A 26,102-nucleotide genomic window follows, 5' to 3' on the forward strand; every position below is an offset into this window, starting at 1 on the left:
CTGATTTATATTTTTTATAGGGTAATATTTACAATAAATATCAACGCCATAATAAACATGCCGAAAACCTTACACCATGACAACCAACACAAATCCAACCAAGCGAATATTAAATAAGCTAAATTAATCAATTAAATTAACTCGGTTACACGATTAAATATATCTCAACATTTGCCTCAATCTGTAACAAACAGAAACAACGACAACTGTTTTATTACAAGAACACTAAGCAAGTCATATTGATAATATGGTAAAAAATAACAACAACTCGTAGCTACCAGTATTTTAGGTATATTTTATAAAAGCCAAACTAATAACAAAATAAACATCCCAAAAATAATTTATTACAAGGCTTCAACTACCAATCATTGTTCACCAAGAAACACAAACTCATTTTGCTTACCAAAAAAAGCAACTAACTGAAAAATAGTTAACTAAAAGCCCAGAATAATGACTTAATGCCGATCGTTTTAAGTAGTTGAACGATCTTTCAAGGGCTTCATAATCAGCCGCAACCTAAGTTGCAGCTGATTTTTTTATGTCTGAATTTTCTAAAGAGCTACTCGTTACCGCTGAATTTTTCCAAGCGCAAGATATTGATGTATTCGCCAAACATGTTCCCATGGATTGGGTGGCTGAGGCTGTGCAACAAACTGGCAGGGCCTCGCTTCGAACCCGCCGTTTCCCTGCAGAGCAAGCTGTTTGGTTGGTTCTAGGCATTGGTTTGATGCGTAACCGCTCGATTCAGCAAGTCTGTGATACGCTCTCACTGGCATTTCCCGACTCCAAGGGGGAGCTCCCGCCACTGGCGACCAGTAGTATCATCAAAGCCAAAGAAAAGTTGGGTTCAGAGCCCATGCGTTATCTGTTCAAAACAACCGCTGCACAGTGGGAAACACAGTGCGAATTTGATGAGATAGCGGGATTGAAATTGCTCAGTGTTGATGGGACGTATTTTAAGACGCATAACACTGAAGAAAACCATCACTTTGGCTTTGCACAAAGCACGGCTTCTTTTCCCTCTGTGCTGGCGGTCACCTTAATGTCTACTCGTAGCCACTTACTTTCTGATGCGGCTTTCGGGCCTGTTACCCACAGTGAAATTCACTATGCACAGCAATTGATTGGCTCAGCTCCCGAGAATTCGCTCACGTTGTTTGACCGTGGGTTTATGTCTGCCGAATTGCTCATCAGCTGGCAAGGAAGCGGTGCAAACACCCATTGGTTAACCCCGATAAAGTCTAAGACCCGCTATCAAATTATCGAGTCATTCTCAGAGTATGACCATCTGGTTGAGATGCCGGTATCCCCCCAAGCTAAACAGCAAGCGCCTTATCTGGGGGAGCGCTGGCAAGCCCGCCTTATTCCGTCACCCAAAGGTGATATCAAAGGGTTTATCACGTCCTGCCTATGCCCCAACAGCTATCCAGTGAACGATTTACTCAAGGTGTATTGGCAGCGATGGGAGATAGAGAGGGGTTATGGTGAGCTAAAGCAATATCAACTGGAAAATAAACCTGTCCTGCGCAGTAAGAAGAAGAATGGGGTGTATCAAGAATTATGGGGGATCTTAACGACCTACAATATTGTTCGGCTAGAGATGGCCGCAATGGCAGTGCAGCATAAAGTTGAGCCACAGAGGATAAGTTTCATTAATGCCCTGTTTTTAATACAGGATGAGTTTGGTTGGAGCGACAAAGGAAGTCCGGGTGCGATCCCACAGCACTTAAAACGACTGAGGGAAAATGGCAAAAGGTTGATTTTACCCCCAAAGAGGAAGCGGCCCAGCTACCCGCGTGTGGTGCTAAAGAAAACAGTGAAATATCCAAGTAAAAATGCCACTCGCTCTTAAGCGAGTGGCATTAAGAATAATGACTGGGCTTCATTTACTAACATATGTTCAATTATTAAGACAATGTTAACTCTTATCTAGAGTGCGATAGCAAGTTCTGCCCCTTGCCTAATCGCCCGCTTGGCATCGAGTTCAGCAGCAACATCAACCCCACCAATAAGATGCACAGGTAAGCCAGTTTGCTGCATGCTTTCGACTAAATCACGATTGGATTCTTGCCCTGCGCAAAGCACAACTTGGTCTACATCTAGCACTTGCGCTTTACCATCAATCTCAATATGCAGGCCCTCTGCATCAAACTTAAGGTAATTAACCCCAGTAAGCATCTTAACCCCATGCTGCTTTAACACGGCGCGGTGCACCCAACCAGAGGTTTTACCTAAGCCCTCGCCCATTTTAGTGGTCTTACGCTGCATTAAGGTGATTTGCCTTGCGGGCGCTTCTACTATGGGCGTCATAATGCCGCCAGCATGTTGATAATCAACATCTATGCCCCATTCTTGATACCAACGCTTTGGGGTTAACGTCGATGAGTGGGGTTCACCCAAGAAATGGGCAATATCAAAACCAATGCCACCAGCACCTATCAGTGCGACTTTATTACCAGGTTCAACATTGCCATTTAATAACTCTTGATAAGTCACCACAGCTTTAGCATCAAAACCGGGTAATGTGAGTTTTCTTGGGCGAACCCCTGCGGCAATAACGATTTCATCAAAGCTTTCCGATTCAAATGTCGCCACGGTTAATGGCGTATTGAGTCGTAACTCAACTTGCCATAATTCAATTTGCTTTAAGAAGTAGCGGATAGTCTCGTTAAATTCTTCTTTGCCTGGAATCTTACGCGCAAGATTAAATTGCCCACCGACTGTTGAACTGGCTTCAAACAACACCACTTTATGGCCGCGCATAGCGGCATAAACAGCAAAAGCCATGCCAGCAGGCCCCGCGCCCATGACGGCAATTTTTTTAGGCTGAGTTGCCGGAGTAAAATTAAGCTCGGTCTCATAGCAAGCGCGAGGATTAACTAAGCAAGTAGCGCGTTTTAAGGCAAAGGTATGGTCAAGGCAAGCTTGATTACACCCGATACAGGTATTAATAAGCTCACTTTTACCAGCAGCAGCCTTATTGACAAATTCAGGGTCCGCCAACATAGGTCTTGCCATCGATACCATATCCGCCTGACCAGACGCTAAAATGCCTTCTGCAATTTCGGGGGTATTTATCCGATTGGTCGCAATTAATGGCACACTCACATGTTGCTTGAGTTTTTCAGTCACCCAAGCAAACGCGCCGCGAGGCACGCTGGTGACAATTGTCGGAATACGCGCTTCATGCCAACCGATCCCGGTATTTATAATGGTCACACCCGCTTGCTCAAGCCATTGGGCTAATTGCACCACTTCATCCCAACGCGAGCCGTTATCGACTAAATCAAGCATGGACAATCTAAAGATGATAATAAAATCTTGGCCTACTTTGGCGCGAATCGCGCGAATGATTTCAAGTGCCAAGCGGCAACGATTTTCAAAACTGCCACCCCATTCATCTGTGCGCTTATTAGTGCGAGCACAAATGAATTGATTGATTAAATAGCCTTCAGAGCCCATGACCTCGACGCCATCGTAACCGGCGGCGTGGGCAAGTTTGGCGCTATTGGCATAATCCTTAATAGTGCATCTCACTTGCCGCGCTGACATGTCCCAAGGTTTAAACGGATTTATCGGCGCTTGAATACGGCTCGGTGCTTGACTAAAAGGATGATAAGCGTAGCGACCAGCATGCAGAATTTGCATACATATTTTACTGCCAGCGCTGTGCACTGCATCCGTGACTAGCTGATGTTTACTGACTTGCCAGCCAAAACTTAACTGCGAGGCGTGTGGGGCTAAACGCCCTCTTAAACTTGGCGCAATTCCCCCAGTGACTATGAGACCGACACCACCTTGCGCCCGCTCACGGTAAAATGCCGCCAGTTTTTCAAAACCACCTTTTTCTTCTTCTAATCCAGTATGCATTGAACCCATTAATACTCGATTTTTGAGCTGGGTAAAACCGAGATCTAACGGGGCTAGTAAATGTGGGAAATGCGCCATTCAAACACCCTTTTAAAACACATGATTTAACTGAGCATACCTTGTGTCAGCGGTAAGCTCAACAGTTTGACACATTCTGGTATAAACCTATTTACAATTGAAATTAACCAAAAATGGCAATTTAAGTTAGCATTAGACTATCGGTTATTAGAGGAGCGGCAAATGTCTGCACAACCTTCATTTATCAGGCGTTTTTTCAGAGCAATTTGGATAAGTATTAATGCAATTCGTAAAATTATTTTAAATCTCGTGTTCTTTGGAGCATTAGTATTAGTGTGGGCTTTGCTGAGCTCTGACAGTACTATTCAATTAGAAGATAACACCGCCTTAGTACTCAAAATCGAAGGTTCTATCGTTGATCAAAAGCGCTATATCGACCCGTTTAGCGCCTTATTACAAGAAGGCAATAAAGATAAGAGTCATCAAGAAATCATCTTAGCCGATGTTATTTACGCCATAGATACCGCGGCCACAGATAAGAAAATCTCAACCTTAGTGATGGATTTATCAGATCTTAACAATACAGGGATCAGTAAATTACATGCCGTGGGTGATGCCATTAACCGCTTTAAGGCCGAAGGTAAGTTTGTCACTGTGATAGGTAACTATTTCAGTCAGCAGCAATATTTCCTGGCAAGCTTTGCTGATGAAATAGTACTCAACCCCCAAGGCGCTGTCGCCATTGAAGGTTTTAGCTTGTATAGCTTGTTTTATAAAAGCGCACTAGACAAACTTAAAGTCCAGACCCATGTGTTTCGAGTTGGTACTTATAAGTCTGCGATTGAGCCTTTTATTCGCGATAACATGTCAGAAGAAGCTAAAGAAGCCAATCAGTCGCTACTCAATAATCTTTGGCAAACCTATGCCAAAGTTGTAGCGGAAAATCGCAAGATTGAGTCAAATCAATTAGCCCTGAGCGCTGAGGACTATTTAGCACAACTGAATAAAACTGATGGCGACAGCGCTAAAGTGGCACTGGCGTTAGGCTGGGTTGATAAACTGCAAACTTTAGATCAATTCCGCCAAGGGCTGATTGCTAAGGTTGGCCAAGATAAAAGCAGCGATAGCCATACTTTCAAACAAATCAGTTTGGAGGACTACTATCAGCTAATCAAACCTCTGCCTATTCCCTCTAGCCAAGAGAGGGTTGCTATTATCGTTGCCAAAGGTCAAATTCTTAATGGCAATCAAGAAGCGGGTGACATTGGTGGTGAGAGTACTGCCAAGCTTATCCGTAAAGCTAAGTATGATTACCAAATCAAAGCCTTAGTGTTACGAGTTGATAGCCCAGGCGGCAGCGCATTCGCCTCGGAGCAAATTAGACAAGAGCTATTATCCTTTAAAGCTGCCGGCAAACCTGTGGTAGTCAGTATGGGTTCCTATGCCGCATCGGGTGGCTATTGGATATCGGCAGACGCTGATTATATCTTTGCCAGCCCTAGCACAATCACAGGCTCTATTGGCATCTTTGGGCTATTCACTAGCTTCCAAGATTCTCTTGCAAGCCTTGGCATATATACAGACGGCGTCGCAACCAATGATTGGGCCGGGTTAAGTCTCACCAGACCTTTATCTCCCGCGGTTGCTGCTGTTATTCAGCGCAGCATAGATAAAGGCTACCAAGAGTTTTTATCTATCGTTGCTACTGGCCGCAAAATGAGCATAGAAGCCGTTGATGCCATAGCTCAAGGCCGAGTATGGACAGGTGAAGAAGCTGTAGGTTTAGGGCTAGTCGATAAATTAGGGGACATGGATAATGCTATTCTTAAAGCCGCAGAACTTGCCAAACTTAAGCAATATGACACCCAGTTAATTGAGCAAAGCTTGTCCACCGAGCAACAAATGCTGCAACAATTATTTGGTACAGTTTCAGTCTGGCTGCCGCCAATACAAAGCCACTCAACCCAGATGATGCAGTTATTAGCGCCACTGGAGCAAACCATGACTCAATTGCGCAATTTTAATGACCCTCAAGGTCAATATTTACTGTGTGAAATGTGTCAGATTAACTAACAATCTCGGCGCACTGGCACTAAGCGTCTGAGCACCTAAGCGTCTGAGCGTCTAAGTGCCTGAGTGCCTGAGTGCCTGAGTGCCTGAGTGCTTATCAGACGAGTGTCACCAAAAGCCTGCAAATGCAGGCTTTTTTATTGTGATGAATCATTCGTTGTCTAACAATCTAGCCATATTATCTGGAGCACTGTGAACTAACCCCAAGCCTTTGAGCCGAAAATATTGTCACTAACTCACTATCGTCCAGATAGATAGCTGCAAAATCGCCATGAAGATCTACCTAGCAATCAATGTTTTCCTTAACGGCCGAGAATTTTGTATAATCTGCGCACACCTCTTTTAATAATTATCCTATGCCTAAAAAATCCATTTATGTTGCATATACGGGCGGCACTATAGGGATGCAGAAAACCGAACAAGGTTTCGTTCCGCAATCCGGTTTTTTCACCCAGCATATTCAAACTATGCCCGAGTTCTTTCATGATGAAATGCCGGAATTCACTATCAGTGAATATGCGCCCTTGATAGATTCTGCCAACATGTCGCCAAGTCACTGGCAACGCATTGCCAACGACATTAAAGCTCATTACGATCAATATGATGGCTTTGTTATCTTGCATGGCACCGACACTATGGCTTATACCGCCTCAGCCTTATCCTTCATGCTTCAAGGCTTAGGTAAGCCTGTGATTGTGACTGGCTCACAAATTCCTTTGGTGCAACTGCGCTCTGACGGCCAAATCAATTTCCTTAATGCCTTATACATAGCCGCTAACTTTCCTATTCCAGAAGTATCGTTATTTTTTAATAACAAATTATTTCGTGGTAATCGCAGCACTAAGGCCCATGCGGATGGCTTTGATGCCTTTGCGTCCCCTAACTTCCCCTTGTTGATGGAAGCTGGTATTAAGATTGAACTCAAAGCCGGTAAATTGGGAGCTGAGCCCAGCAATGTATTAGATGTGGCGCAAATCGATACCCAAGCCATTGGCGTAGTCACCTTATACCCTGGCATGCCAAAAGAAATCATCAACAATATGATCCAGCAGCCCGTTAAAGCACTCATTATGTTGACCTTCGGTGTGGGGAATGCGCCTGAAGATAAAGCATTTCTTGATGTGTTAACCGAGGCCGATAAGCAAGGCATAGTACTAGTCAATCTGACTCAGTGTTTTCAAGGCCGCGTCAATATGTCGGGCTACGCCACAGGCAATGCCTTAGCACGCGCAGGCGTCATCAGTGGCGCAGATATGACTGTCGAAGCCGCATTAGCCAAATTGCATTATCTATTATCGTTAAACTTAAGTGCGAATGAGATTAAACGGCGGATGATGCAAAACTTAGTCGGTGAATTAACTGAGTAAAAGCAGCTAGACAATTCTTACACTCAAAATAATAAGGCCAGTCAGTAAGCTACTGACTGGCCTTATTTTAGGTAACTTGCCTAACTCTTATTGCCTAACCCTTATTGCCTATCACTTATTTTTATTGCTAAGCATGCTGAGTAATACAGCTCAAGCTTAGCCATTAAATATCGTTATGACTAAATTCGGCAATGCTGTCACCGCGAAACTGCTTTTTAAGCTCAGATTTGGACAATTCATTGAGCTGCCCATGTTCATTAATCGTGAGATGATCTGTCTGTTGTAAATGACGCGCTTGGTACAATAATACCAACTGCAAACTGTGCTCACGCTGCGCTTCGGTTAATAGCGAGCCATCTTCCCATTTACCTATCTCGGTTGCCGTCAGCAATCGCTGATACACTTCGTTAGGCATCTGTTCAATCAAGGTTTCTACATCTTTCATATACTATTCCGCTTATGAATTACCAAACGAATCCGCACGAATAAATAGCCAACAAAGCCAAAAACAAAACAAGCCAGCGCCACATTAGCGCGCCAACCTGTGGCTACTTCACCATTCCAAAACCATAACACCATGCCTAAGATAAACAAAGTCATAGCTATAAAGCCTTGCGTCATTAAGCGCTGAGACTGTTTGATATGTTGGACTCGTTGCAACGAACCGAGATCCGCTTGCAAATTAACCTGACAATGGGAACATTGCTTGGCTTTATCTGAAATTCGCTGCTTGCAATTTGGACATAGGATAAGTGCCATACGCTGCCTCGATTAACGTAACTTATCAACCACTGCCAACATAGCTAATAGCGACGCTTCACCTAAATGAACGCAGCGCTCAGGTGACCACCCCACAAAAGGATCGGCAAGGTTATCATTGTCTTTAAACGGCATTTCTAAGGTGTTAGATAAGCAATTAAAGGTTTGGGCGACCCAATTTGAACCTATGGTTAAATTCGCCAGACCCGGCTCATCCTTGTCATAACCAAATTCAGTTTGAAAATCTGGACTGGCCATTAATAACGCCGAAGTAAAGGCTTGTTGCAACTCATCTAAACGACTATCCCACGCCGGAACACCCTCACAGCCTGCTAGAAACACATACGGCAGGCCTTCATCACCGTGGACATCATAAAACAAGTCAACGCCCGTCTCTTTCATCTTATTAACGACGTAATAAACTTCTGGGCTGGAATCAAGGCTAGGGTTAGCCCACTCACGGTTAAGATTAATGCCCTTGGCATTGGTACGTAAATGACCGCGCACGCTACCGTCTGGGTTCATATTGGGCACAATATAAAAGTTAGCTTTATCTTTTAATGTCTTAGCTACTGGGCAATCTTGATCTAACAGGCGATTGAGCAAGCCTTCCACCAGCCACTCAGCCATAGTTTCACCCGGGTGCTGACGCGCCGTGATCCAAATATTGGCTTTGCCTTCATCCTCATCACCAATCTTTACTAAGGTCATATCGCGACCATCTAAGGTTAAGCCTAAATGCTCCAAATTCACTTCTGGATGCAACTGCACTTGGCTCAGTAAATCTAAATGACGCTCGTAGCTATAAGGGGCAAAGTAAGCAATTTGAATGGCATCGCAATCAAGCTCAACTTCTAAATGCAGCACGCCATCTTTATATTGGCATGGCAGTCTAAACCAAGTCTGGCGGTCATAACTCGCCACGGCTTGATAGTTCTCCCAGCCCTTAGGATAAGATGATTGACCAGCGTTAACGATTTTCAAATCATATCTATGGCCAACCTGACCTTCAAAACGGAAATTAAACCACTGATAAAACTCGCCGCCAACATCGTGGCGAATGGCTAACTGAATATCATCGGCATCATCGAGTTTAATGACCTCAATATTACCTGAATCAAAATTTGCACTAATACGCATAGGGTTTCCTTCAACAAATAATTCAGACCTAGCAGCCAAAGCTCCAGGTCTACTCTGATGACTCACTAATGACAGTTAGGAAATTACTGCTTATTTATCATTAGCTCACGAATATATTTCACTGGCGCGCTGCCATAACTTAACAAGTTCTCGTGCCACTCTTTAAGCTTGAAAGCCTCGCCTTGTTGCTGCTTCATTTCCTCTCGGAAATCATAAATCTCACGATAACCTGCATAGTAACTGGTTAATTGTACTTGACTTAAGGTCGCTCTGCGCCATTTTGATTCGGCTTCGGCGCGTTGCTGATAAGCTTCATTAATCAGCAAATTCAGTGCCGCTTGGCGCTCCATTCCCAGCACTTGGATGCTGTAGTCCAGAATAGTGTTACAAATAACCCGTAAATTCCACTTGTAATACATTAACCACATTTCAGGTTCAAAGTTGCCATAGCCTTCTTCAAGCATCATGCGCTCGGTATATACCGCCCAACCTTCCACCATAGCGCCGTTACCAAACAGGCTTTTAACTAACGACGGTGACTGATTTGAATACACTAACTGCGCATAATGCCCAGGAATGGCCTCGTGGATATTAAGAATTTGCAAAATCCAGTGATTGTATTCCCGTAAATAACTCTCGGCGGATTCTGCGTCCATGGCAGTCAGTGGCGTCACATTATAATAAGTGTTGCCGCTTTGCTCATAAGGCCCTGGGGCACTAATGGATGCGCCCGCAAACCCGTCCATGTATTCAGGGGTTTTACGCACTAACAAAGGTTTAGAAGGATCTAAGCTGATTAACTCTTTGCTGTTAACAAAGGCCACTAACTCAGGTATTTGTCGCTCGACTTCAGTAACAAAATCTTCCGCCTTAACATGCTTAACCGACAAGTGATCAATCAATTGACGCACAGCTAATTGCTTATCACTCGGCATTGCCCCTTTAAAATATTTAGGCCATAAGTCCGTGGTGATTTTTACCATCTGCTGCTGAATTTGCGCTTTTTCGGCCACCGCCTTTTGATAAAGCTGCGCTGCAGTCATGCCCGATTGAATATCAAAGGCAAACTTTTGCTCGTAAAAATCGGCGCCAATTCTAAAGTCACGAGCCCCCTGTTGCGTTAACTCGGTCTCGAGCGCCTTTAACCAATCAATATGTTGCTGCACCGCCAAGTTGGCAGCTTGCAATCTCACTTTAAACAATGCCTTTTGCGCATTAGTTAACGCGGAAGCATCAACTTTGGACAGTAAATCATCGGAGAAGACTGAAAATACGCCCTGATTTTGCAAAATGGCTAATTGTGTATGCTCTAAGGTCGGATCTTTAATGTTGTCTCGCGCCGCTGCGTAGTAAGCGGGCACACTTTGCAAACGCTCCAGCACGCTCACTAGACGCTGCTCTAACGGCGCAAAATTCTCATTAATTATCTGCGCAAAACCACCAGCGACGTTATATTGCGAAGGATCCCACTGCCAAGATTTAAATTCATTGATTTCCCATTGCCATTGTTTAAGCAAATTTTCTATCAACAAGTAATCCGTGCGCTCGTTGGCTGACAATAAGGCGGGATTAAAGCGCTGCAATTCCAGTAATTTAGCCTTAACAAAGGCCGAATGTAGAGCGCGACTGTTAGCACTTGGCACTTCAAGCTTGCCATCGTATTGATGAAAGCCAGCGTACAAGGCCCACGTTGGCGCTTGTTGCCACAGTTGCTCAATAAATGATTGACTAAAGGCAGTAAACCCCTGCTGCTCAGCGCCTAAGCTTGATAACTTCGCAGCTTGTGCCTCTGCAGAATTATTGGATGCCAGCCCATTATTTTCAGCTGATTGACAAGCCACTAGCCCTAGTGACATAGCGAGTATGAGTGCAGATTTTTTCATTATTATTCCTTGCTAAACGCTTTGTGGGGAAACAGCGACTGCCGATTGCCGACCTATCTTTGATTGCTGCAGCTTTAATGGAATCCCTCGCCAAAAAGCTCTCGCGCATTGAAAGAAGTCAGATGCTGTCATTTGTGCTCACAAGTAAACCACAATCCCCAAAAAGTGTCAGCCGAACATCATCATTTGTTACATTTACTCAAAACTAGCTACCTATTAGTTAATGTTGGCATCAAGCTCCTGGCTGTTTGTAAGCTTATCAAGCGTAAAGCTTGCTGAAATCGGGTTGTGATCTGAGCTAAGAATGTTTTCAACCGACACTGACGTTAAGGTTAAACCACGATAATAGAGATGATCTAAGGTATGACCAAAGACGCGCGTTCTATGATCATCCAGCGGCACGGCTTCACTCAGATTAAACTTTTCAATAAATTTCAGCACCATAGTTTGCCTAGCTTGGCGCCAAGTATTGAAATCACCAGCAATAATTAATGGTCCTGTATGGGTTTCAATGGCATCGGTTAAGGCCATTAATTGTGAATGAAAGCGTTTATTGCCCCATTCAAAATTAATGGAATGAATATTGATAACCAGCAAGGTCTGGCCATTAGACAAGGCATAATGAGTGACCAGTGCTGACTTAGGTAAGCGGATCCACGGCTCCTTAGCGAGCCAAGCACAAGATTCTAGCGCTGAGGCTTTAGCTATATTCATCACGCCATTAATGATATTAAAGCCGCTGAATGCTCGCGCCATCACAACTTCACTATGGGTTTTAGCTAAAAATGATTTGAGCGTTGGCGTTAAACTGGCTTCTTGCAATAACAGTAATTGATTGGCAGTCACCATTTTGGTGAGTTGTCCCTCCCATTGCGGTTTCTGCTGTTTATAAATATTCCACACCCCAATGCTTAACTTGCCCTGCTCATCCAGCGGCGTCACCATATCATTCACCACACACTGATTAACAAAATTGGCTTGCTGACCGTCAATACGAGCCGCGGCCGTTGTCGCAAATTGCTCGAACACATAACTAAAGGCAGTAACCCCTGCAATACTGACTACCGCTGTTAATACAATAAGCCTGCGCCACACTTTCTTCATGATTGAAAACCAAGATTTTTCTTGAGTATAACTGCCAACAGCCAAAGCTCGACTTAATAAATATTCATGAACAATAGCGCCATAAAGCCATTAACCTTCACTAACTTGCTTGGCGACATCTTCAATCACATTAAGAGCCTGTTCAAGCTGACTTTTAGTCACATAAGGCGCGGGGCCTAAGCGTAAATACTGCCCGCGACTATCTGAGCTTATACCGCGCTGTTTAAGGGCCTCGACCCAAATATCAGCCTTAGGGGTAACGAGTGATATAAAACCGCCATTAGCACTGATTGAGTGCGTTGGCAGATACAATACTTCCGGCGCCAACGCCATAGAATCAATGCCTTGCCATAACAACTTGATTTGCTGCTGATTGATATGGCGCAGCCTAATGTCACTTAGTTGTTGCTGCTTAAAAAAATCAAACACAACAGCTGCGCGGTAGTGACTGCAAGGATCATAGGTCGAACCGGCAAATGCCGCTTGCCCGCAGCCGTAATTAACCTCACCGACCGCTTGATTTAACACATCAAATTCAGCAAACCAGCCGGTAATGAGTGGCCGGCCATGATAATCTGGCGGAATACGCAGCATGCAGTTACCTTCCCCGGCCTGACAATACTTGTAGCCGCCCGCCACAATAAAGGCTGACTCTAACTGCCATAATTCCAGATTAAAGGGCACTACATTAAGCGCATGATAAGCATCTACAAGGCAAGGGATCCCAAGACTTTTAGCGGCTAAGGCCACGCGCCCCACATCACTAAAGATGACGCTGGTTTCAAAAAACACAGCAGAAACCATCACTGCAGCGGTAGCAGCATTAAGCTCATCTATAATGCGGCTCGCTAAGGTTTCAAGTGGCGCCACAGGCACACTGATAATATTGATATTCAACGACCTTAAGCTGTGCAATTGCCGCCGTAGTGAATGAAATTCGCCATCAGTGGTGACTATATTGATTGGCTTTGATGCTGACTGTTTGGCAGCTTTACTCCAGTTCAAATCCGATAGAAAACGTAACATGAGTTCATGGGTCGAAGCCCCTAAGGCGATTTGCCCATGAGCCTCACCTAATAAGCCTCGATAAAACTGACGCACCCGCTCGGCCTGTGTAAAAGCCAAGCCCCATTTATCATCAATATGACAAGCTGCATCCTCAAAACACTGCAACATGCCATGTTTGGTAATATCTGGCCAAGCTTGATGGGAGTGACCTGTGAGTAATATCCGCTCTGACACTTTAAATGCAGCATAATGAGGCGCCAGCTGACAAGCTAACTCATTAAAGGATTCTGCTACGTTTACACTTGTAGGCACACCATCTGCCTTAGCTACTGACTTAGCTACTGACTTAGCTATTGGCATAGGCATTTGTTTAGTCACGGGTTTATCCATGGGTGTTTCCTTGGCAGTGAGGATTTTCATATAACTCATATGATTCTTTAAGAGCCGAGCTTACAAATGGGTTCTTAATGCAAATAGTTCAGGGAAAAAACTGATATCTAAAGCTTTCTTTAAAAAACCAACCCCAGATGAGCCGCCAGTACCGCTTTTATTGCCAATAATACGCTGCACTGTGTACATATGTTTAAAACGCCATTGCTGAAAACTATCTTCAATGTCGATAAGCTTTTCTGCCAATTCATAACATTCAAAATAGCGTTCAGGTTCGCGGTAAACCCTAAGCCATGCTTGCAACACACTATCATGGGCTTGATAAGCCAAACTCACATCGCGCGTTAGTACGCTGGCATCGTCTAACAATCCATGACGATTAAGTGATTGTAAAGTCACGTCATACAAACTTGGGCTATGCAAAACGGTAGTTAATTCTTGATAAATCTCAGGCCGGTCTTGATGCACTGTCAGCAGGGCTGCATTTTTATTACCCAGTAAGAATTCAAGTTTTCGATAACCGCATGACTGAAATCCCGATGAATGCCCTAAGGCATCACGAAACTTAAGATAATCCACCGGGGTTAAGGTGGATAAAATCGACCAAGATTGAGTTAACTGATTAAAGATATGCTTAACTCGCGCTATCACCTTAAATGCATGGCCTGCGTTACCCGCTTGTATATTAGCAATCGCGCAGCTGACTTCATGCCCAGCCAGTTTGAGCCACAACTCACTGGTTTGATGAATAATAATAAACAGCATCTCATCATGCTCTGCGCTTAAGGGGTGCTGCGCACCAAGCACTTGTTCAAGATGAAGATAATCACCATATGACATCTCATCCTTAAAATCCGTATGGATATTAGTTTCAAGCTCACGATTATTCGTTAGTGATGAGTCAACCTTAGCACTCACGGGTTCTGTGGATGACTCAGATGATGGCTCAGATAATGAATCAGATACTGGCTGATGGTTAGCATCGCGATTGGAATGGCTATATGGGCAAGGCACTGGCGACTCCCTCAAAATTGATGCTTTGGCTAACGCTAGCACTGATAAATCACCACTATAAGCCAAAGCATGCTGTTAACTCCTGTCTTCATACTAATCAGCCCATAGGCCAACAGCAATCCTTAGCGCAGAGCTAATAACCTCACGGCTGTAAAGCTACGCTAACAACAATAACTAACATAGGTACGAATGATGGCGAGGTAAACAGGAATAGTCACAAAGGATATAAAGCTAAGTAGCCTTAGTTAACTTAGATTACTTAGATTATTGGGTTAGCTTAAATTGCATAGTTAACTTAGTTAGATAGCTTGGATAGCAAGTTTAAGTGACCGCTTAGGATATCGGGAGATGTTGACGGGTAACGTGCCAAGGCCGCCAGTCTACTTTGGAGGAGTAATACCATATTGGCATTAAGAGCATACAGAGATTAAAACCATACAAGCATTAAGACCAGTTAGCGTTAATGCTTACTGATCTTAAGCAAAGAGATGCTAAACGCCGCCATTTACTTAGCGAAGTTAGTGGTAGATTTTACTTTTACGCGGTTATTGGTATCACGGCTCCGTTTAATGAGCTCATCACTGCCTTGCTTATTGGCCTTAGCCATGCGGTCATAAAGCAAAACATTAACCGAGGCCGCCAAATTCATGCAGCCTTCTGTCGGTACATACACTACAGCATCAGCCTTATCGATAACCGCTTGGCTAATGGTGCCATCTTCGGGACCAAAGATATAAATAGCTTTGGCCGGATGCTCAAAATCCGGCAATGCTTGCGCGCCCACGACTAAATCGACACAAATAATCTTAACGTCATCAGCAAGACCTTCCAATAAATCGGTCACAGCCATTAACGGAATATTTTCGCGGGCACCTTGGGTGTCAGTATCATATTGAGTGTAATGAGCCGCTGCATACTGATAGCGCATACCGGTATAACGCACCTCTTGCGCACTATAACAGCCAGCTGCACGCATGACTCCGCCCACATTGGTAGGGCTTTTAGGGTTGGTTAGACCTATGATGATGTGTGTATTAGCCATATTGACGCTTCTTCTGCTATGCAGCCCACAAAAAAGCGGTCATTCTTACTAACTAAGGCCAATAAAACAAGCATTACCGCCATAATTTATCCTGTACACTAACAAGCTGTAATGCTTAATGGGTAGTAGTAACCTTAGCTGCTTAGCCTTGTAGCCACAGGGTTAATGACCATCATTACGCTTGAAGCATTGATGAGCTTGAAGCAATAATGATTTTATTTGATTATGATGACTTAAAAATTTGAGCATAATCATCATAACTACTTATTAGATAATATTTTTTTAACATGAAGTATTTTCATTGCAAGGTACACTAGCCGTATATTCAAGCGGCCTGATGATGAATAAGGCGTTATTTACCTAGAGTGAGTGTAACTAAGTTGATGAGTGTCACCATGGAAATGAGATTAGAAGAGCTATATCGCTTGCTAACCATAGCCGGCATTATGCTGTATTGGCTGGTGATCGCAGGTGTCACAGTGCGAATTGTCACCAAACGCCGCGCCATTGGCGTTGCGCTCGCATGGATGCTGATTATTTTCGTGGTGCCCGTTGGCGGCATTATCGCCTACTTACTGTTTGGTGAATTAAACTTAGGCCGCAAACGCGCACAACGCGCTCGCGCCATGTTTCCCCCTTATGGTCAATGGTTTGCAAGCTTACATAAATGGCGTTTATATCAACCGCAAACCTTAAGCGCCTTTAGTCGCGAAATTAGCCATTTGTGTGAACGCCGCTTAGGCATACCGGCGCTGGCTGACAATCAGTTACAACTGATAAGCACGACCGATGCTATTTTAAAGCAATTAATCATAGATATTCATCAAGCAAACAGCAGCATTTCCATGGAGTTCTACATCTGGCACCCAGGCGGCCTTGCCGATGAAGTGGCTAATGCCTTAATTCAGACGCACCAGCGCGGTGTAAGCGTAAAAGTGCTGCTGGATGCTGCCGGTAGTGGTGCGTTTTTCAAGAGTCACTGGCCACAAATGATGAGAAATGCCGGTATACGGGTTAACGCTGCCCTGCCGGTATCGCCATTTCGCATGTTCTTTCAACGTATTGATTTACGTATGCATCGCAAAATTGTGGTCATAGATAATCGCATTGCCTATACAGGTTCGATGAATTTAGTCGATCCTGCTTTTTTCAAGCAAAATGCTGGCGTTGGCCAATGGATAGATGTGATGGTGCGGGTAACTGGCAGCAATGTGCCAGTGCTGCACTCAATTCATGCTTGGGACTGGGAAAGTGAAACTGGCGAACGGGATTTGCCTGCCATACCTGAACTCAATGCCCATCATGACGATGCCATTAAAGACATGGTGCAAGTGATCCCATCTGGGCCTGGCATGCCTGAAGCTATTATTCAGCAAGTATTGCTACAAAGTATTTATCAAGCGACTACCAGCATTTCTATCACCACCCCCTACTTTGTGCCGAGCGAAGTCTTATTATTTGCCCTGTGCTCTGCGGCGCAGCGCGGATTAAAGGTCACCTTGATTATTCCCGATAAAAACGATTCTATGATGGTTGAATGGGCTAGCCGCTCATTTTTTAGTGAGTTACTTGATGCTGGCGTGCACATTCATAGGTTTCAAGGCGGTTTGCTGCACACTAAATCTGTCGTATTTGATGAACAATTTAGCCTGATAGGCACGGTTAACTTAGATATGCGCAGCCTTTGGCTTAACTTTGAAGTGACCTTAGCCGTAGATAATCTTGAATTTACTCAATCCTTGGTAGCACTGCATGATGGTTATCTCGACCACTGCATTAAGGTTAATCGTAAAGAGTGGAAAAATCGGCGTATTCACAAGCGCTTTATGGAGCAATTTTTCTACTGGTTTAGCCCCTTGTTATAACTAAGAATCTAAGGCTTAGATCCCCACCAACAAAAAAGCCTGCAATTGCAGGCTTTTTATTAGCGTTTAAATCTTAACACAGGCTAAGCTTCCGGATTAGGCTCAGGTTTAGGATTCGGATTATAACGGCCTGAACTGATAGTTACGTCACCCGTTAAGTTATTGTAAATCATTTCGATAGTTTCTTTATCCTGCTGAATGAGCTTAACGCCACGATAAATGCAAGTATTATCATCGTAGGTATAACCAACATCAACGTCAGCCGTCGCTAAATTCTTATCTTCCACATAGGCTATTGATACATCGGTTTGTGTCAACCCAAACCACACTTCTTCACAAGCAGTAAATTGGTGAGTTTTTGTGTTAGAAGTGGAATAGGGATACCCAGTTTCGGTAGAAGATACATTGCCATCTCCAAAATTAGGTAAGGCTGCAATTGCACCACTATTACCGCCCGTTAACCAACCAGAATGATACATCTTTACACCACTTTCAAAGGCCGTAAATTGCCCCATCAGCGCTGACTTAATCGCATCATCTTTCAAATCGATAAATTTAGGAATGGCAACCACAGCCAAGACCCCAAGAATAATAATCACTACCACTAATTCAATTAGAGTAAAACCAGATAACCGCCGACGCATACTATGAGTCCTATCTACAACGCTCGTTTTTCAGCCGCGATTATACTCCGTTACATTTCCAAAAATAACGTCACGACCATAGAAGACTTAATTATTCATTAATTATATCCAATAATTAATCTACATTATTTTCAGCAAGAACCAGAATTTACACAATGCAAACTATTGATACTATTAAGCAAATAAAAGTTAACCGCAAAACCACAAACCTAGCCAAAGCCAATTAACTGTATATACAATCAGCATCACAGTTATTTAGCAAAAATATGTCGGGAAGCGCGGGAATATAGCTATAGAGAAACCAAATAAATTGGGAGAGTTCAACGCCTGCTTAGTGTAAATACTTCAGCATGTTAGCTAGCGCAATGTCATCATTCACTTAAGGCAAACGCGTAACCTTGCCCGCATCGTTTAATTGATAAACCCGCACATAATCAATCAGTAATTTAGCGGGTAGCGGCGCGCTCACCTGCTGAGCCGTTTGCGCTTCGGTAAAAGTGCCGCCCACGGCGAGATTAAAAATAAGGTAGAAAGGTTCTAGTAACTCACTGGCATCAGCTGGGATTGCTATCGGGCTGGCATACATATCATGCTCTTGGCCATCGTCGACAATAGTAAAGCGAATATGGCTAGCACCCCAATATAAGCGGTACACCACAAATCGCTCTGCCAGCGAATGTTTAGCCACATAAGCATTATCGTTTTGCCAAGCTGTCATGGCCGCGCAGGTGGGATTATCACTGGCACACGCAGCATCAGCATGAAAAATGACATTACTGCCCACATAATGATTACTATCAGCATTAGGGTGCTGCGCCATGGTTTTAGCTTGTTGATGCTGCCCCATTTCCATGATGTCGATTTCACCATTCTTAGGCCATGACTTATTATTCGCGCCAAGCATCCAAGCTGCAGGCCATAAACCGTCTTTCACAGCGGGGCTTTGCATTCGAATTTCCACCATGCCAAACTGCAAGTGAAGGCCTTGTTTGCTATCAACTTTTCCAGAATAAAAGGCTGGTAACTTACCACTAGGTCCGCGCTCAGCCTTTAATACTAAGGCGCGATTACCTGGCTCATTGGCAATATCTTCAATGCCGACATTATCTTGACGATAGTATTGCAATTCTTGGTTGCCCCAGCCACATAAGTCTTGCCCTTGATGACAACCATTACCTTCACTCACTTGCCAAAGAGTGGTATCAAGGTGATTAAAGTTTTCTTCAAACAGTAATTCACCAATTTCAGGAACCGTTTGCGCTTGCACGCTTAAGCTTAATACCGAACTTAAACCGATATGAATCAACCACAAATATCGAACTCTACCTAAGCACATCGCATACCCTAGCCGCTAAGACATATTTCAATCATCTTAGCGCGAGCAAAGCGAAGCAAACAGCATAATGTTCAAGCGATTAACGTTAAGCCTCTGCGGGCGTTAGCATTAACCTTATGAATGACAAGGAAGGAGATTAAACTAAGATTTGAAATGACGAGATTAGTAAGTCACTAAGATCAAAGCTGACTTTACTGTAGTGCCATAGCTTTCACTATCAAGCAACTGTGCTACTGAATCTATTTGCAGATTAAATAACATATTTGCACTAAGGTGTTGTATTTGCCGCTGGTAAGTTAAACGTCAGATTGAACCAAGCTTTTAATTTTAGAGGCTTTTTCAAAGTGATCTAACCTATGAGTTTCAATCCACCATCTAGCAACTTCCATTAAAACTTCTGGTTCATCATTTTTATTTTTAAAAAATGCATAAAAAGAGACGCCAACATCCAGCCCTTTCATCGCTATCTTTTGATCACAAACTTGGATGATTTTTTGTCTTAGTTCTTTTCTCAAATCGACCTCGCCAACCAAAAATTAGTCACTAAGCGCTGTAACTATCAGATTTCTACTGTATCACCAATGAATTATATCGCTGTATTTTTATAGCTAATGCTTGCAAGTGATTGATGAAAAGTAACAAAAAGGGATTTGATAAGATGGCCAATCAATTAAGGCCACGGCATATAATATGTAGTTGCAAAATGATAGTTGCTTAGCCATAAGAACCTAAAAACAGACAACAAAAAAGCCGCTGATAATCAGCGGCTTTTTTGTTTCAATATGGCGGTGAGGGAGGGAGTCGAACCCTCGATACGTTACCGTATACACACTTTCCAGGCGTGCTCCTTCGGCCACTCGGACACCTCACCAAATTGTTTGTTCTTACTGTCTTTCTTTTATCAGTTGTATTTAAACTTTTAGTTTTTTTAACTGATTACCTTTCGGCACTAGCCGCAAACACAGTGCAACTAGTTAAAATATGGCGGTGAGGGAGGGAGTCGAACCCTCGATACGTTACCGTATACACACTTTCCAGGCGTGCTCCTTCGGCCACTCGGACACCTCACCAATATTGTTCTCAGAATAAGATGTAATGGATATCCACAACTTCACTAAGGCAACGGAGCGGTACTTTACGCAAAAGTGCTGTGGTTATCAAGGGAAAAAACCGCTAACGCGCCCGTTTGCCCGCAGAATGAACAATCTAAGATAAAAGAGGCAGCATACTGAATTATCTGCGCTTTTTTAATACGAAAAACCCGCCAATGGCGGGTTTGGGATTAGTGCTCTGATTAGGTGTTAGAAGCAGATCCGCAGTCACGCGGCACAGTCTCTAAACTCCTTAAACCCAGTTACGCGTTACCTTTAATTTTGACATTAAGTTCCGCGGCAAAATTAAGCATACGATCGAGTGGTAATTTGGCGCGCTCACGTAAACTTTCATCCACAAAAATCTCATGAGATGACTTATCAGTATCAGCCAGCGCTGATTTAATGGCTTGCAAACCATTCATGGCCATCCATGGGCAATGGGCGCAGCTGCGGCACGTAGCGCCCTCACCGCCCGTAGGCGCTTCAATTAAGGTTTTACCCGGCGCGGCTTGCTGCATCTTATAGAAAATGCCCTTATCGGTAGCCACAATAAAAGTGTCATTGCTCATGGTTTTAGCCGCATTGATCAATTGGCTGGTAGAGCCCACAGCATCGGCCATTTCCACCACACTGGCGGGTGACTCAGGGTGCACCAACACGGCAGCATTAGGATACTGCATTTTTAACCGAGCCAATGCTTGGGCTTTAAATTCATCATGAACAATACATTCGCCCTGCCATAACAGCATATCGGCGCCAGTTTGCTTGGCAATATAGCTGCCTAAGTGTCTATCTGGGCCCCACAGAATTTTTTTGCCTTCGCTATCTAAATGCTCAACAATTTCAAGGGCAATACTTGAAGTCACTACCCAATCAGCGCGTGCTTTTACTGCCGCAGAGGTATTGGCATACACAACAACGGTATGATCCGGGTGGGCGTCGCAAAACGCACTGAAGCTTTCTATCGGACAGCCCAAATCAAGCGAGCAAGTAGCTTCTAAGGTTGGCATTAATACCGTTTTTTCTGGGCTTAAAATCTTAGCTGTTTCGCCCATAAACTTAACCCCAGCCACGATCAGGGTTTGCGCTGGATGATCGCGGCCAAAGCGTGCCATTTCTAACGAATCAGAAACGCAGCCACCGGTTTCTTCGGCTAAGGCTTGGATTTCTGGGTCAGTATAATAATGGGCAACCAGTACCGCATTATGCTGGGCAAGTAAGGATTTGATCTCAGCTTTATAGGCTGCTCGTTGGCTATCATCCAAGGGCGCAGGCTTGGGCGGAAAACGAAAATCTATGCTAGGAAGAGTAAAAGCTGAGTGTTCCATAAAAATTCCAACGTCAAACAAGTGTCCTGATTATAAAGAAATGCGATATATGAAACAAACCTTTCTGCTGCGACTTAAGCATCAAAAAAGGCGCCGTAGCGCCTTCAATTGAACTCAGATAAACAATAATGCTGTTAACTTCCGACCGAGCGATTAGCGCATTGCCATCAACATGGTTTGCGGTTGCTCAAGGTACGACTTCCACAAGTTACAAAAACGCGCCACTGTGCCGCCATCAATCACTCTATGATCGCCAGACCAGCTAATCTGCATTATTTGCCTTGCCTCTACCTCGCCTTTAGCATTAAAGCGCGGCAAGGCTTGTACCCGCCCTAAGGCGACAATCGCCACTTCTGGCTTATTGATAATAGGCGTAGCGACAGTGCCACCAATGGCACCAATATTAGAAATGGTAATAGTGCCTTGTTTTAAATCATTAGGGCTTACTCGACCGCTTCTGGCGTCATCCGTTAAGCGGGTAATATCACGGGCGATATCAATAATCGATTTAGTTTGTACTTGCTTAACATTGGGTACCAACAAGCCAATTTTGGAATCCACCGCCATGCCAATATTATGGTCAGTTAAATAGGTAAGCTCAGTGCAATCATTATTTACTCGGCTATTCATGAGCGGAAATTGTGTAAGAGCAAGCGACATTGCCTTCATAAAAAACGGCATCATAGTCAGCTTATAATCTGCTGCTTGGTATTGCTGCTTCATTGCTTGACGCAGTGCTATGAGTTCAGTTAAATCAAGCTCTTCACAATAAGTAAAGTGCGGGATAGTCGCGACAGATTCAGCCATTAAGCGTGCCATCACGGCCTTAACCCCTTTAATGGCTTCAGTGCGATGACCATTCGTGGTCAGCGCATTAACACTTAACGCGGTTTCAGGCGTGGTTGAGGGTGGCGCAGCGTTAGCACCACTAGTAACTTCGTTAACCATAGCAAGCGGCGCTGTTTGGCTTGGTGAATATGGCGCTTGATGATACTTTTCAACATCCTCTTTATACACGCGCCCGTGTTTCCCTGAGCCTGTGACTGCCGCTAAATTAATATCTAAACTGCGGGCTAATCGCCGTACAGCTGGGCTTGCTAATGCTTTACCTAGCGCTATATGTTGCGCTGTCTTTAGTTCTATTTGTTGCTGTGCTGTGCCCTGCACTGCTGAGCCCTGCACAGCTATTACAGACGGTGCACTTGGCGCTTGTTGAGTGAAATTAGCCGCCTGCGCTAACGCATGTGGTTCAGATTGAGTTTTAGGTTGTGCAGGCGCTACTTTTTTGGCAACGGCAATGGCATATAAAGGCGAATGCACTTTAGCTAATTGCCCTTTACGATAATAGAAATGGCGGATTTGACCGTCACTGAGCGCAGGGATTTGTACTAAGGCTTTATCTGTCATGACATCACAAATAGGCTCATCTTCCTTGACCCAATCGCCTTCACTGACTAACCATTCCACCAATTCGCACTCGACTATGCCTTCGCCTATATCTGGCAATAAAAAATCTTCCAACGTGATGGATGACTCACTATTAACGTGTGCGCTTTGGCTCGCCGCATTTTGATTTGTATTGACCGTGCGACTACAAGCAGCATTATTGCCAGCAATCTCAGCTTGTTTTTCAAACCCTGCTTCGGTGTTAACCGCGGCTTGGGGGCTAATCACAGTCTGGCCTTCAACATTAATGGCATACAAGGGCTGGTGCACCTTAGCGAGCTCACCTTTAGCGTAATAAAGCTTAGAAATCACGCCTGCGAGAGGCGCTGGAATTTGCACTAAGGCCTTATCTGTCATGACATCACAAATAGGCTGATCTTCAGCTACCTTATCACCCACAGCCACTAGCCATTCGACGAGTTCACATTCAACCACGCCTTCGCCTATGTCAGGCAAAATAAAATCTGTCATCTTGATTTCCCTAATAAGCCAAGCTGGCCTTGATAGCTTCAAAGGTCTTTAAGCTATCTGGCATATATTCTTTTTCATGGCATAACGGATATGGCGTATCTAAGCCGCACACACGCGCTATGGGTGACTCTAACGACAAGAAACATTCTTGTTGAATAGTGGCAGCTATCTCGCCAGCAAAACCGCCGGTTAATGGCGCTTCGTGATTGATTAACAAGCGCCCTGTTTTACGCACAGAATCTGCAACTGTATTAACATCCCAAGGCGCCAGAGTTTTTAAATCAATGACTTCACAAGAAATGCCTATGTCAGCGGCCATGGCCGCAGCTTGCTCAACAATTTCCATTTGTGCGCCCCAAGCCAGAACCGTGATATCAGTGCCTGGTGTCACAACTTCAGCTTGTCCTAGTGCTATGGTATAGGCATGCTCGGGCACATCACTCACCGATGCGCGATATAAACGTTTAGGTTCAAAGAAGATGACAGGATTAGGATCGGCAATGGCTGCTAACAGCAAGCCTTTTGCCTCATAAGCATTGCGCGGCACGACCACTTTTAAACCAGGGGTATGAATAAAATAAGCTTCGGGTGATTGCGAGTGATAATGACCGCCAGCAATGCCGCCGCCGTATGGCGTTCTAAAGGTTAAACCACCGACATTAAACTCATTGCCACTGCGATACCTAAACTTGGCCGATTCATTCACTATTTGATCGAAAGCTGGGAAAATGTAATCAGCGAACTGAATTTCGGCCACAGCTGTCATACCGACTGAGGCTAAGCCATTGGCAAAACCGGCAATACCTTGCTCGGTGAGCGGCGTGTTAAAGCAGCGCGCCTTACCAAAGCTGTCTTGCAGGCCAGAGGTAGCTCTAAAAACTCCACCAAAATGCCCCACATCTTCCCCAAACACCACCATCTTGGCGTCAGCCGTCATCGCTGTCATTAAGGCCTGATTAATGGCCTGTAACATATTAATTTGCGCCACAGTTACAGCCTCCCTGCCGTTTTTGGATACGATTTTGGATACTTAGCGATATGTTGCTTGAGACTATCGAGCTGTTGCTGCAAGTTAGCACTTGGCGTGTCGTAGACATCATTAATTAATTCATCGATTGCTGGGGCGGGGATTTTCTCTGCCACTTTCACCGCGGCAAGCACTTGCTCGCGATAGGCTTGAGTCATGGCTTGATCTTGCTCTTCACTCAACCACCCTTTACTCAATAACCATAATTTAAACCGCTGCACTGGGTCGTGCTCGCGCCACTTAGCCTCTTCTTCCCGTGAACGATAACCGCTAGGATCATCGGATGACGAATGCGCGCCTAAACGGTAAGTCATAGCTTCAATCAATACCGGCGCAGTATGTTTTAAGGCATAAGCCCGCGCTTCTTGAGTGGCGGCAAGCACAGCTAACATATCATTACCATCCACACGTATAGTGCGAATTCCATAGCCTAAACCGCGACTAGCAATACCGTCACCGGCATACTGCTCAGAGGTAGGGGTCGAAATGGCGTAACCATTATTACGACAAAAGAAAATCACTGGCGCTTGATGCACAGCCGCTAAGTTCAAGCCGGCGTGAAAATCGCCTTCAGAGGCTGCGCCCTCACCAAAGTAGCAAATAGCCACGTTGTGCTTGCCTTGCATTTTAAGGCCATAAGCCACACCGCTGGCTTGCGGAATTTGCGTGCCAAGGGGGGAAGAAATGGTCTGGTAATGCAACGCCGCACTGCCGTAATGAATTGGCATTTGCCGACCTTTGCCCAGATCTTTTTCATTGCTAAACATCTGATTCATAAATTGTTCAGTGGTAAAACCACGAAAGCGAATCGCGGCGTGCTCACGATATTGCGCCAAGATGACATCATCATCGGCTAACGCCGCAACACTGCCAACAACCGCCGCTTCTTCGCCAGTGCAGGTCATGTAAAAACTGATACGACCTTGACGCTGGGCGGCCAGCATCCGCTCATCTAATACCCGAGTAAATACGCACGTATCATAAATTTTCATCGCAAGCGATTTTTCTATCACAGGCGGCGTAGCGCCATCATATAAAATACCGTCAGCTTGCAGTAGTTTTAAGATGGGATAAGTGACAGTGCTTTCATCAAAAAAATTCACTCTATGAGTTACCGGGCTGGCGGCTTCTTTCTTCCGTGTTACCATATTGTTTGCTGCTCTTTGGTCGGCGAAATCAATCGCTTGAATGATAAAGTTAACGCACAACCAAAACATTACGTTAAC

Annotated in this window: 20 protein-coding genes and 2 tRNA genes; 4 read left to right on the top strand and 18 right to left on the bottom strand. The window is 44.4% G+C overall.

The window, feature by feature from the left end; genetic code table 11:
- Positions 1-538: 538 nt before the first annotated feature.
- Positions 539-1,852, top strand: a complete 1,314-nt coding sequence (locus FJQ87_RS10960; RefSeq protein WP_140932662.1) for an IS4 family transposase — start codon at positions 539-541, stop codon at positions 1,850-1,852.
- A 77-nt stretch (positions 1,853-1,929) separates the two neighbouring features.
- Here the strand turns inward: FJQ87_RS10960 and FJQ87_RS10965 are convergent, their stop codons facing one another.
- On the bottom strand, positions 1,930-3,948 hold the full coding sequence (locus tag FJQ87_RS10965; RefSeq protein ID WP_140932663.1) for an NADPH-dependent 2,4-dienoyl-CoA reductase: 2,019 nt from the start codon (positions 3,946-3,948) through the stop codon (positions 1,930-1,932).
- A 162-nt stretch (positions 3,949-4,110) separates the two neighbouring features.
- Between FJQ87_RS10965 and sppA the strand changes: the two genes are divergently transcribed.
- Both sppA and ansA read left to right on the top strand, forming a co-directional pair.
- Positions 4,111-5,961 carry a signal peptide peptidase SppA gene (gene sppA / locus FJQ87_RS10970; RefSeq protein ID WP_140932664.1) on the top strand — a complete coding sequence of 617 codons (1,851 nt, stop codon included), beginning with the start codon at positions 4,111-4,113 and terminating at the stop codon, positions 5,959-5,961.
- Between the two features lie 353 nt (positions 5,962-6,314).
- The gene (gene ansA / locus FJQ87_RS10975) at positions 6,315-7,325 is read left to right on the top strand and encodes an asparaginase (RefSeq protein ID WP_140932665.1); all 1,011 of its coding nucleotides are present in this window, start codon (positions 6,315-6,317) and stop codon (positions 7,323-7,325) included.
- 163 nt (positions 7,326-7,488) lie between these two features.
- On the opposite strand, the gene FJQ87_RS10980 is transcribed toward ansA, so the two are convergent.
- From FJQ87_RS10980 to FJQ87_RS11020, 8 genes are all read right to left on the bottom strand, one after another.
- Positions 7,489-7,770, bottom strand: coding sequence for a DUF1315 family protein (locus FJQ87_RS10980; RefSeq protein ID WP_140932666.1), 282 nt, complete (start codon positions 7,768-7,770; stop codon positions 7,489-7,491).
- Positions 7,767-8,084, bottom strand: a complete 318-nt coding sequence (locus tag FJQ87_RS10985) for a zinc ribbon domain-containing protein (RefSeq protein WP_140932667.1) — start codon at positions 8,082-8,084, stop codon at positions 7,767-7,769. The genes FJQ87_RS10980 and FJQ87_RS10985 overlap by 4 nt, the downstream gene beginning before the upstream one ends.
- A gap of 12 nt (positions 8,085-8,096) precedes the next feature.
- A complete protein-coding gene (locus FJQ87_RS10990) occupies positions 8,097-9,224 on the bottom strand; it encodes a M14-type cytosolic carboxypeptidase (RefSeq protein ID WP_140932668.1) in 1,128 nt (375 codons plus the stop codon).
- An 83-nt stretch (positions 9,225-9,307) separates the two neighbouring features.
- Positions 9,308-11,107 (bottom strand): DUF885 domain-containing protein, encoded by a 1,800-nt coding sequence (locus FJQ87_RS10995; protein ID WP_140932669.1) that lies wholly within the window; start codon positions 11,105-11,107, stop codon positions 9,308-9,310.
- 216 nt (positions 11,108-11,323) lie between these two features.
- Entirely contained in the window at positions 11,324-12,211 is an 888-nt protein-coding gene (locus FJQ87_RS11005) for an endonuclease/exonuclease/phosphatase family protein (RefSeq protein WP_140932671.1), read from the bottom strand.
- Between the two features lie 90 nt (positions 12,212-12,301).
- Positions 12,302-13,609 (bottom strand): kynureninase, encoded by a 1,308-nt coding sequence (locus FJQ87_RS11010; protein ID WP_240778696.1) that lies wholly within the window; start codon positions 13,607-13,609, stop codon positions 12,302-12,304.
- Between the two features lie 60 nt (positions 13,610-13,669).
- Positions 13,670-14,689 (bottom strand): tryptophan 2,3-dioxygenase family protein, encoded by a 1,020-nt coding sequence (locus tag FJQ87_RS11015; protein ID WP_240778697.1) that lies wholly within the window; start codon positions 14,687-14,689, stop codon positions 13,670-13,672.
- A gap of 439 nt (positions 14,690-15,128) precedes the next feature.
- Positions 15,129-15,665: an RNA methyltransferase gene (locus tag FJQ87_RS11020; RefSeq protein WP_140932672.1), complete on the bottom strand. Its 537-nt coding sequence runs from the start codon at positions 15,663-15,665 to the stop codon at positions 15,129-15,131.
- Between the two features lie 395 nt (positions 15,666-16,060).
- Between FJQ87_RS11020 and cls the strand changes: the two genes are divergently transcribed.
- A complete protein-coding gene (gene cls / locus FJQ87_RS11025) occupies positions 16,061-17,530 on the top strand; it encodes a cardiolipin synthase (protein ID WP_240778698.1) in 1,470 nt (489 codons plus the stop codon).
- Between the two features lie 83 nt (positions 17,531-17,613).
- Here cls and FJQ87_RS11030 read toward each other — a convergent pair whose 3' ends face one another.
- From FJQ87_RS11030 to FJQ87_RS11070, 9 genes are all read right to left on the bottom strand, one after another.
- On the bottom strand, positions 17,614-18,174 hold the full coding sequence (locus FJQ87_RS11030) for a prepilin-type N-terminal cleavage/methylation domain-containing protein (RefSeq protein WP_140932673.1): 561 nt from the start codon (positions 18,172-18,174) through the stop codon (positions 17,614-17,616).
- 379 nt (positions 18,175-18,553) lie between these two features.
- On the bottom strand, positions 18,554-19,486 hold the full coding sequence (locus FJQ87_RS11035; RefSeq protein ID WP_168195179.1) for a glycoside hydrolase family 16 protein: 933 nt from the start codon (positions 19,484-19,486) through the stop codon (positions 18,554-18,556).
- A gap of 320 nt (positions 19,487-19,806) precedes the next feature.
- The gene (locus FJQ87_RS11040) at positions 19,807-20,025 is read right to left on the bottom strand and encodes a DUF6500 family protein (protein ID WP_140932675.1); all 219 of its coding nucleotides are present in this window, start codon (positions 20,023-20,025) and stop codon (positions 19,807-19,809) included.
- A gap of 268 nt (positions 20,026-20,293) precedes the next feature.
- Positions 20,294-20,381, bottom strand: a tRNA-Ser gene (locus FJQ87_RS11045).
- 111 nt (positions 20,382-20,492) lie between these two features.
- A tRNA-Ser gene (locus tag FJQ87_RS11050) sits at positions 20,493-20,580 on the bottom strand.
- Between the two features lie 284 nt (positions 20,581-20,864).
- A complete protein-coding gene (nadA, locus tag FJQ87_RS11055; RefSeq protein ID WP_140932676.1) occupies positions 20,865-21,932 on the bottom strand; it encodes a quinolinate synthase NadA in 1,068 nt (355 codons plus the stop codon).
- A 153-nt stretch (positions 21,933-22,085) separates the two neighbouring features.
- Positions 22,086-23,849 (bottom strand): dihydrolipoyllysine-residue acetyltransferase, encoded by a 1,764-nt coding sequence (locus FJQ87_RS11060; protein ID WP_140932677.1) that lies wholly within the window; start codon positions 23,847-23,849, stop codon positions 22,086-22,088.
- 10 nt (positions 23,850-23,859) lie between these two features.
- Positions 23,860-24,837 carry a transketolase C-terminal domain-containing protein gene (locus tag FJQ87_RS11065; protein WP_140932678.1) on the bottom strand — a complete coding sequence of 326 codons (978 nt, stop codon included), beginning with the start codon at positions 24,835-24,837 and terminating at the stop codon, positions 23,860-23,862.
- 2 nt (positions 24,838-24,839) lie between these two features.
- Positions 24,840-26,024: a thiamine pyrophosphate-dependent dehydrogenase E1 component subunit alpha gene (locus FJQ87_RS11070; protein WP_140934087.1), complete on the bottom strand. Its 1,185-nt coding sequence runs from the start codon at positions 26,022-26,024 to the stop codon at positions 24,840-24,842.
- Between the last annotated feature and the right edge of the window lie 78 nt (positions 26,025-26,102).

Source organism: Shewanella sp. SNU WT4 (assembly GCF_006494715.1).
Classification (GTDB): domain Bacteria; phylum Pseudomonadota; class Gammaproteobacteria; order Enterobacterales; family Shewanellaceae; genus Shewanella.

Coding starts and splice junctions, on each gene's coding strand:
- FJQ87_RS10990 (WP_140932668.1), bottom strand. CDS start 9,224: ATGCGTATTAGTGCAAATTTTGATTCAGGTAATATTGAGGTCATTAAA.
- FJQ87_RS11060 (WP_140932677.1), bottom strand. CDS start 23,849: ATGACAGATTTTATTTTGCCTGACATAGGCGAAGGCGTGGTTGAATGT.
- nadA (WP_140932676.1), bottom strand. CDS start 21,932: ATGGAACACTCAGCTTTTACTCTTCCTAGCATAGATTTTCGTTTTCCG.
- FJQ87_RS10980 (WP_140932666.1), bottom strand. CDS start 7,770: ATGAAAGATGTAGAAACCTTGATTGAACAGATGCCTAACGAAGTGTAT.
- FJQ87_RS11010 (WP_240778696.1), bottom strand. CDS start 13,609: ATGGATAAACCCGTGACTAAACAAATGCCTATGCCAATAGCTAAGTCA.
- FJQ87_RS11020 (WP_140932672.1), bottom strand. CDS start 15,665: ATGGCTAATACACACATCATCATAGGTCTAACCAACCCTAAAAGCCCT.
- FJQ87_RS11030 (WP_140932673.1), bottom strand. CDS start 18,174: ATGCGTCGGCGGTTATCTGGTTTTACTCTAATTGAATTAGTGGTAGTG.
- sppA (WP_140932664.1), top strand. CDS start 4,111: ATGTCTGCACAACCTTCATTTATCAGGCGTTTTTTCAGAGCAATTTGG.
- FJQ87_RS10995 (WP_140932669.1), bottom strand. CDS start 11,107: ATGAAAAAATCTGCACTCATACTCGCTATGTCACTAGGGCTAGTGGCT.
- cls (WP_240778698.1), top strand. CDS start 16,061: ATGGAAATGAGATTAGAAGAGCTATATCGCTTGCTAACCATAGCCGGC.
- FJQ87_RS10965 (WP_140932663.1), bottom strand. CDS start 3,948: ATGGCGCATTTCCCACATTTACTAGCCCCGTTAGATCTCGGTTTTACC.
- FJQ87_RS10960 (WP_140932662.1), top strand. CDS start 539: ATGTCTGAATTTTCTAAAGAGCTACTCGTTACCGCTGAATTTTTCCAA.
- ansA (WP_140932665.1), top strand. CDS start 6,315: ATGCCTAAAAAATCCATTTATGTTGCATATACGGGCGGCACTATAGGG.
- FJQ87_RS10985 (WP_140932667.1), bottom strand. CDS start 8,084: ATGGCACTTATCCTATGTCCAAATTGCAAGCAGCGAATTTCAGATAAA.
- FJQ87_RS11070 (WP_140934087.1), bottom strand. CDS start 26,024: ATGGTAACACGGAAGAAAGAAGCCGCCAGCCCGGTAACTCATAGAGTG.
- FJQ87_RS11005 (WP_140932671.1), bottom strand. CDS start 12,211: ATGAAGAAAGTGTGGCGCAGGCTTATTGTATTAACAGCGGTAGTCAGT.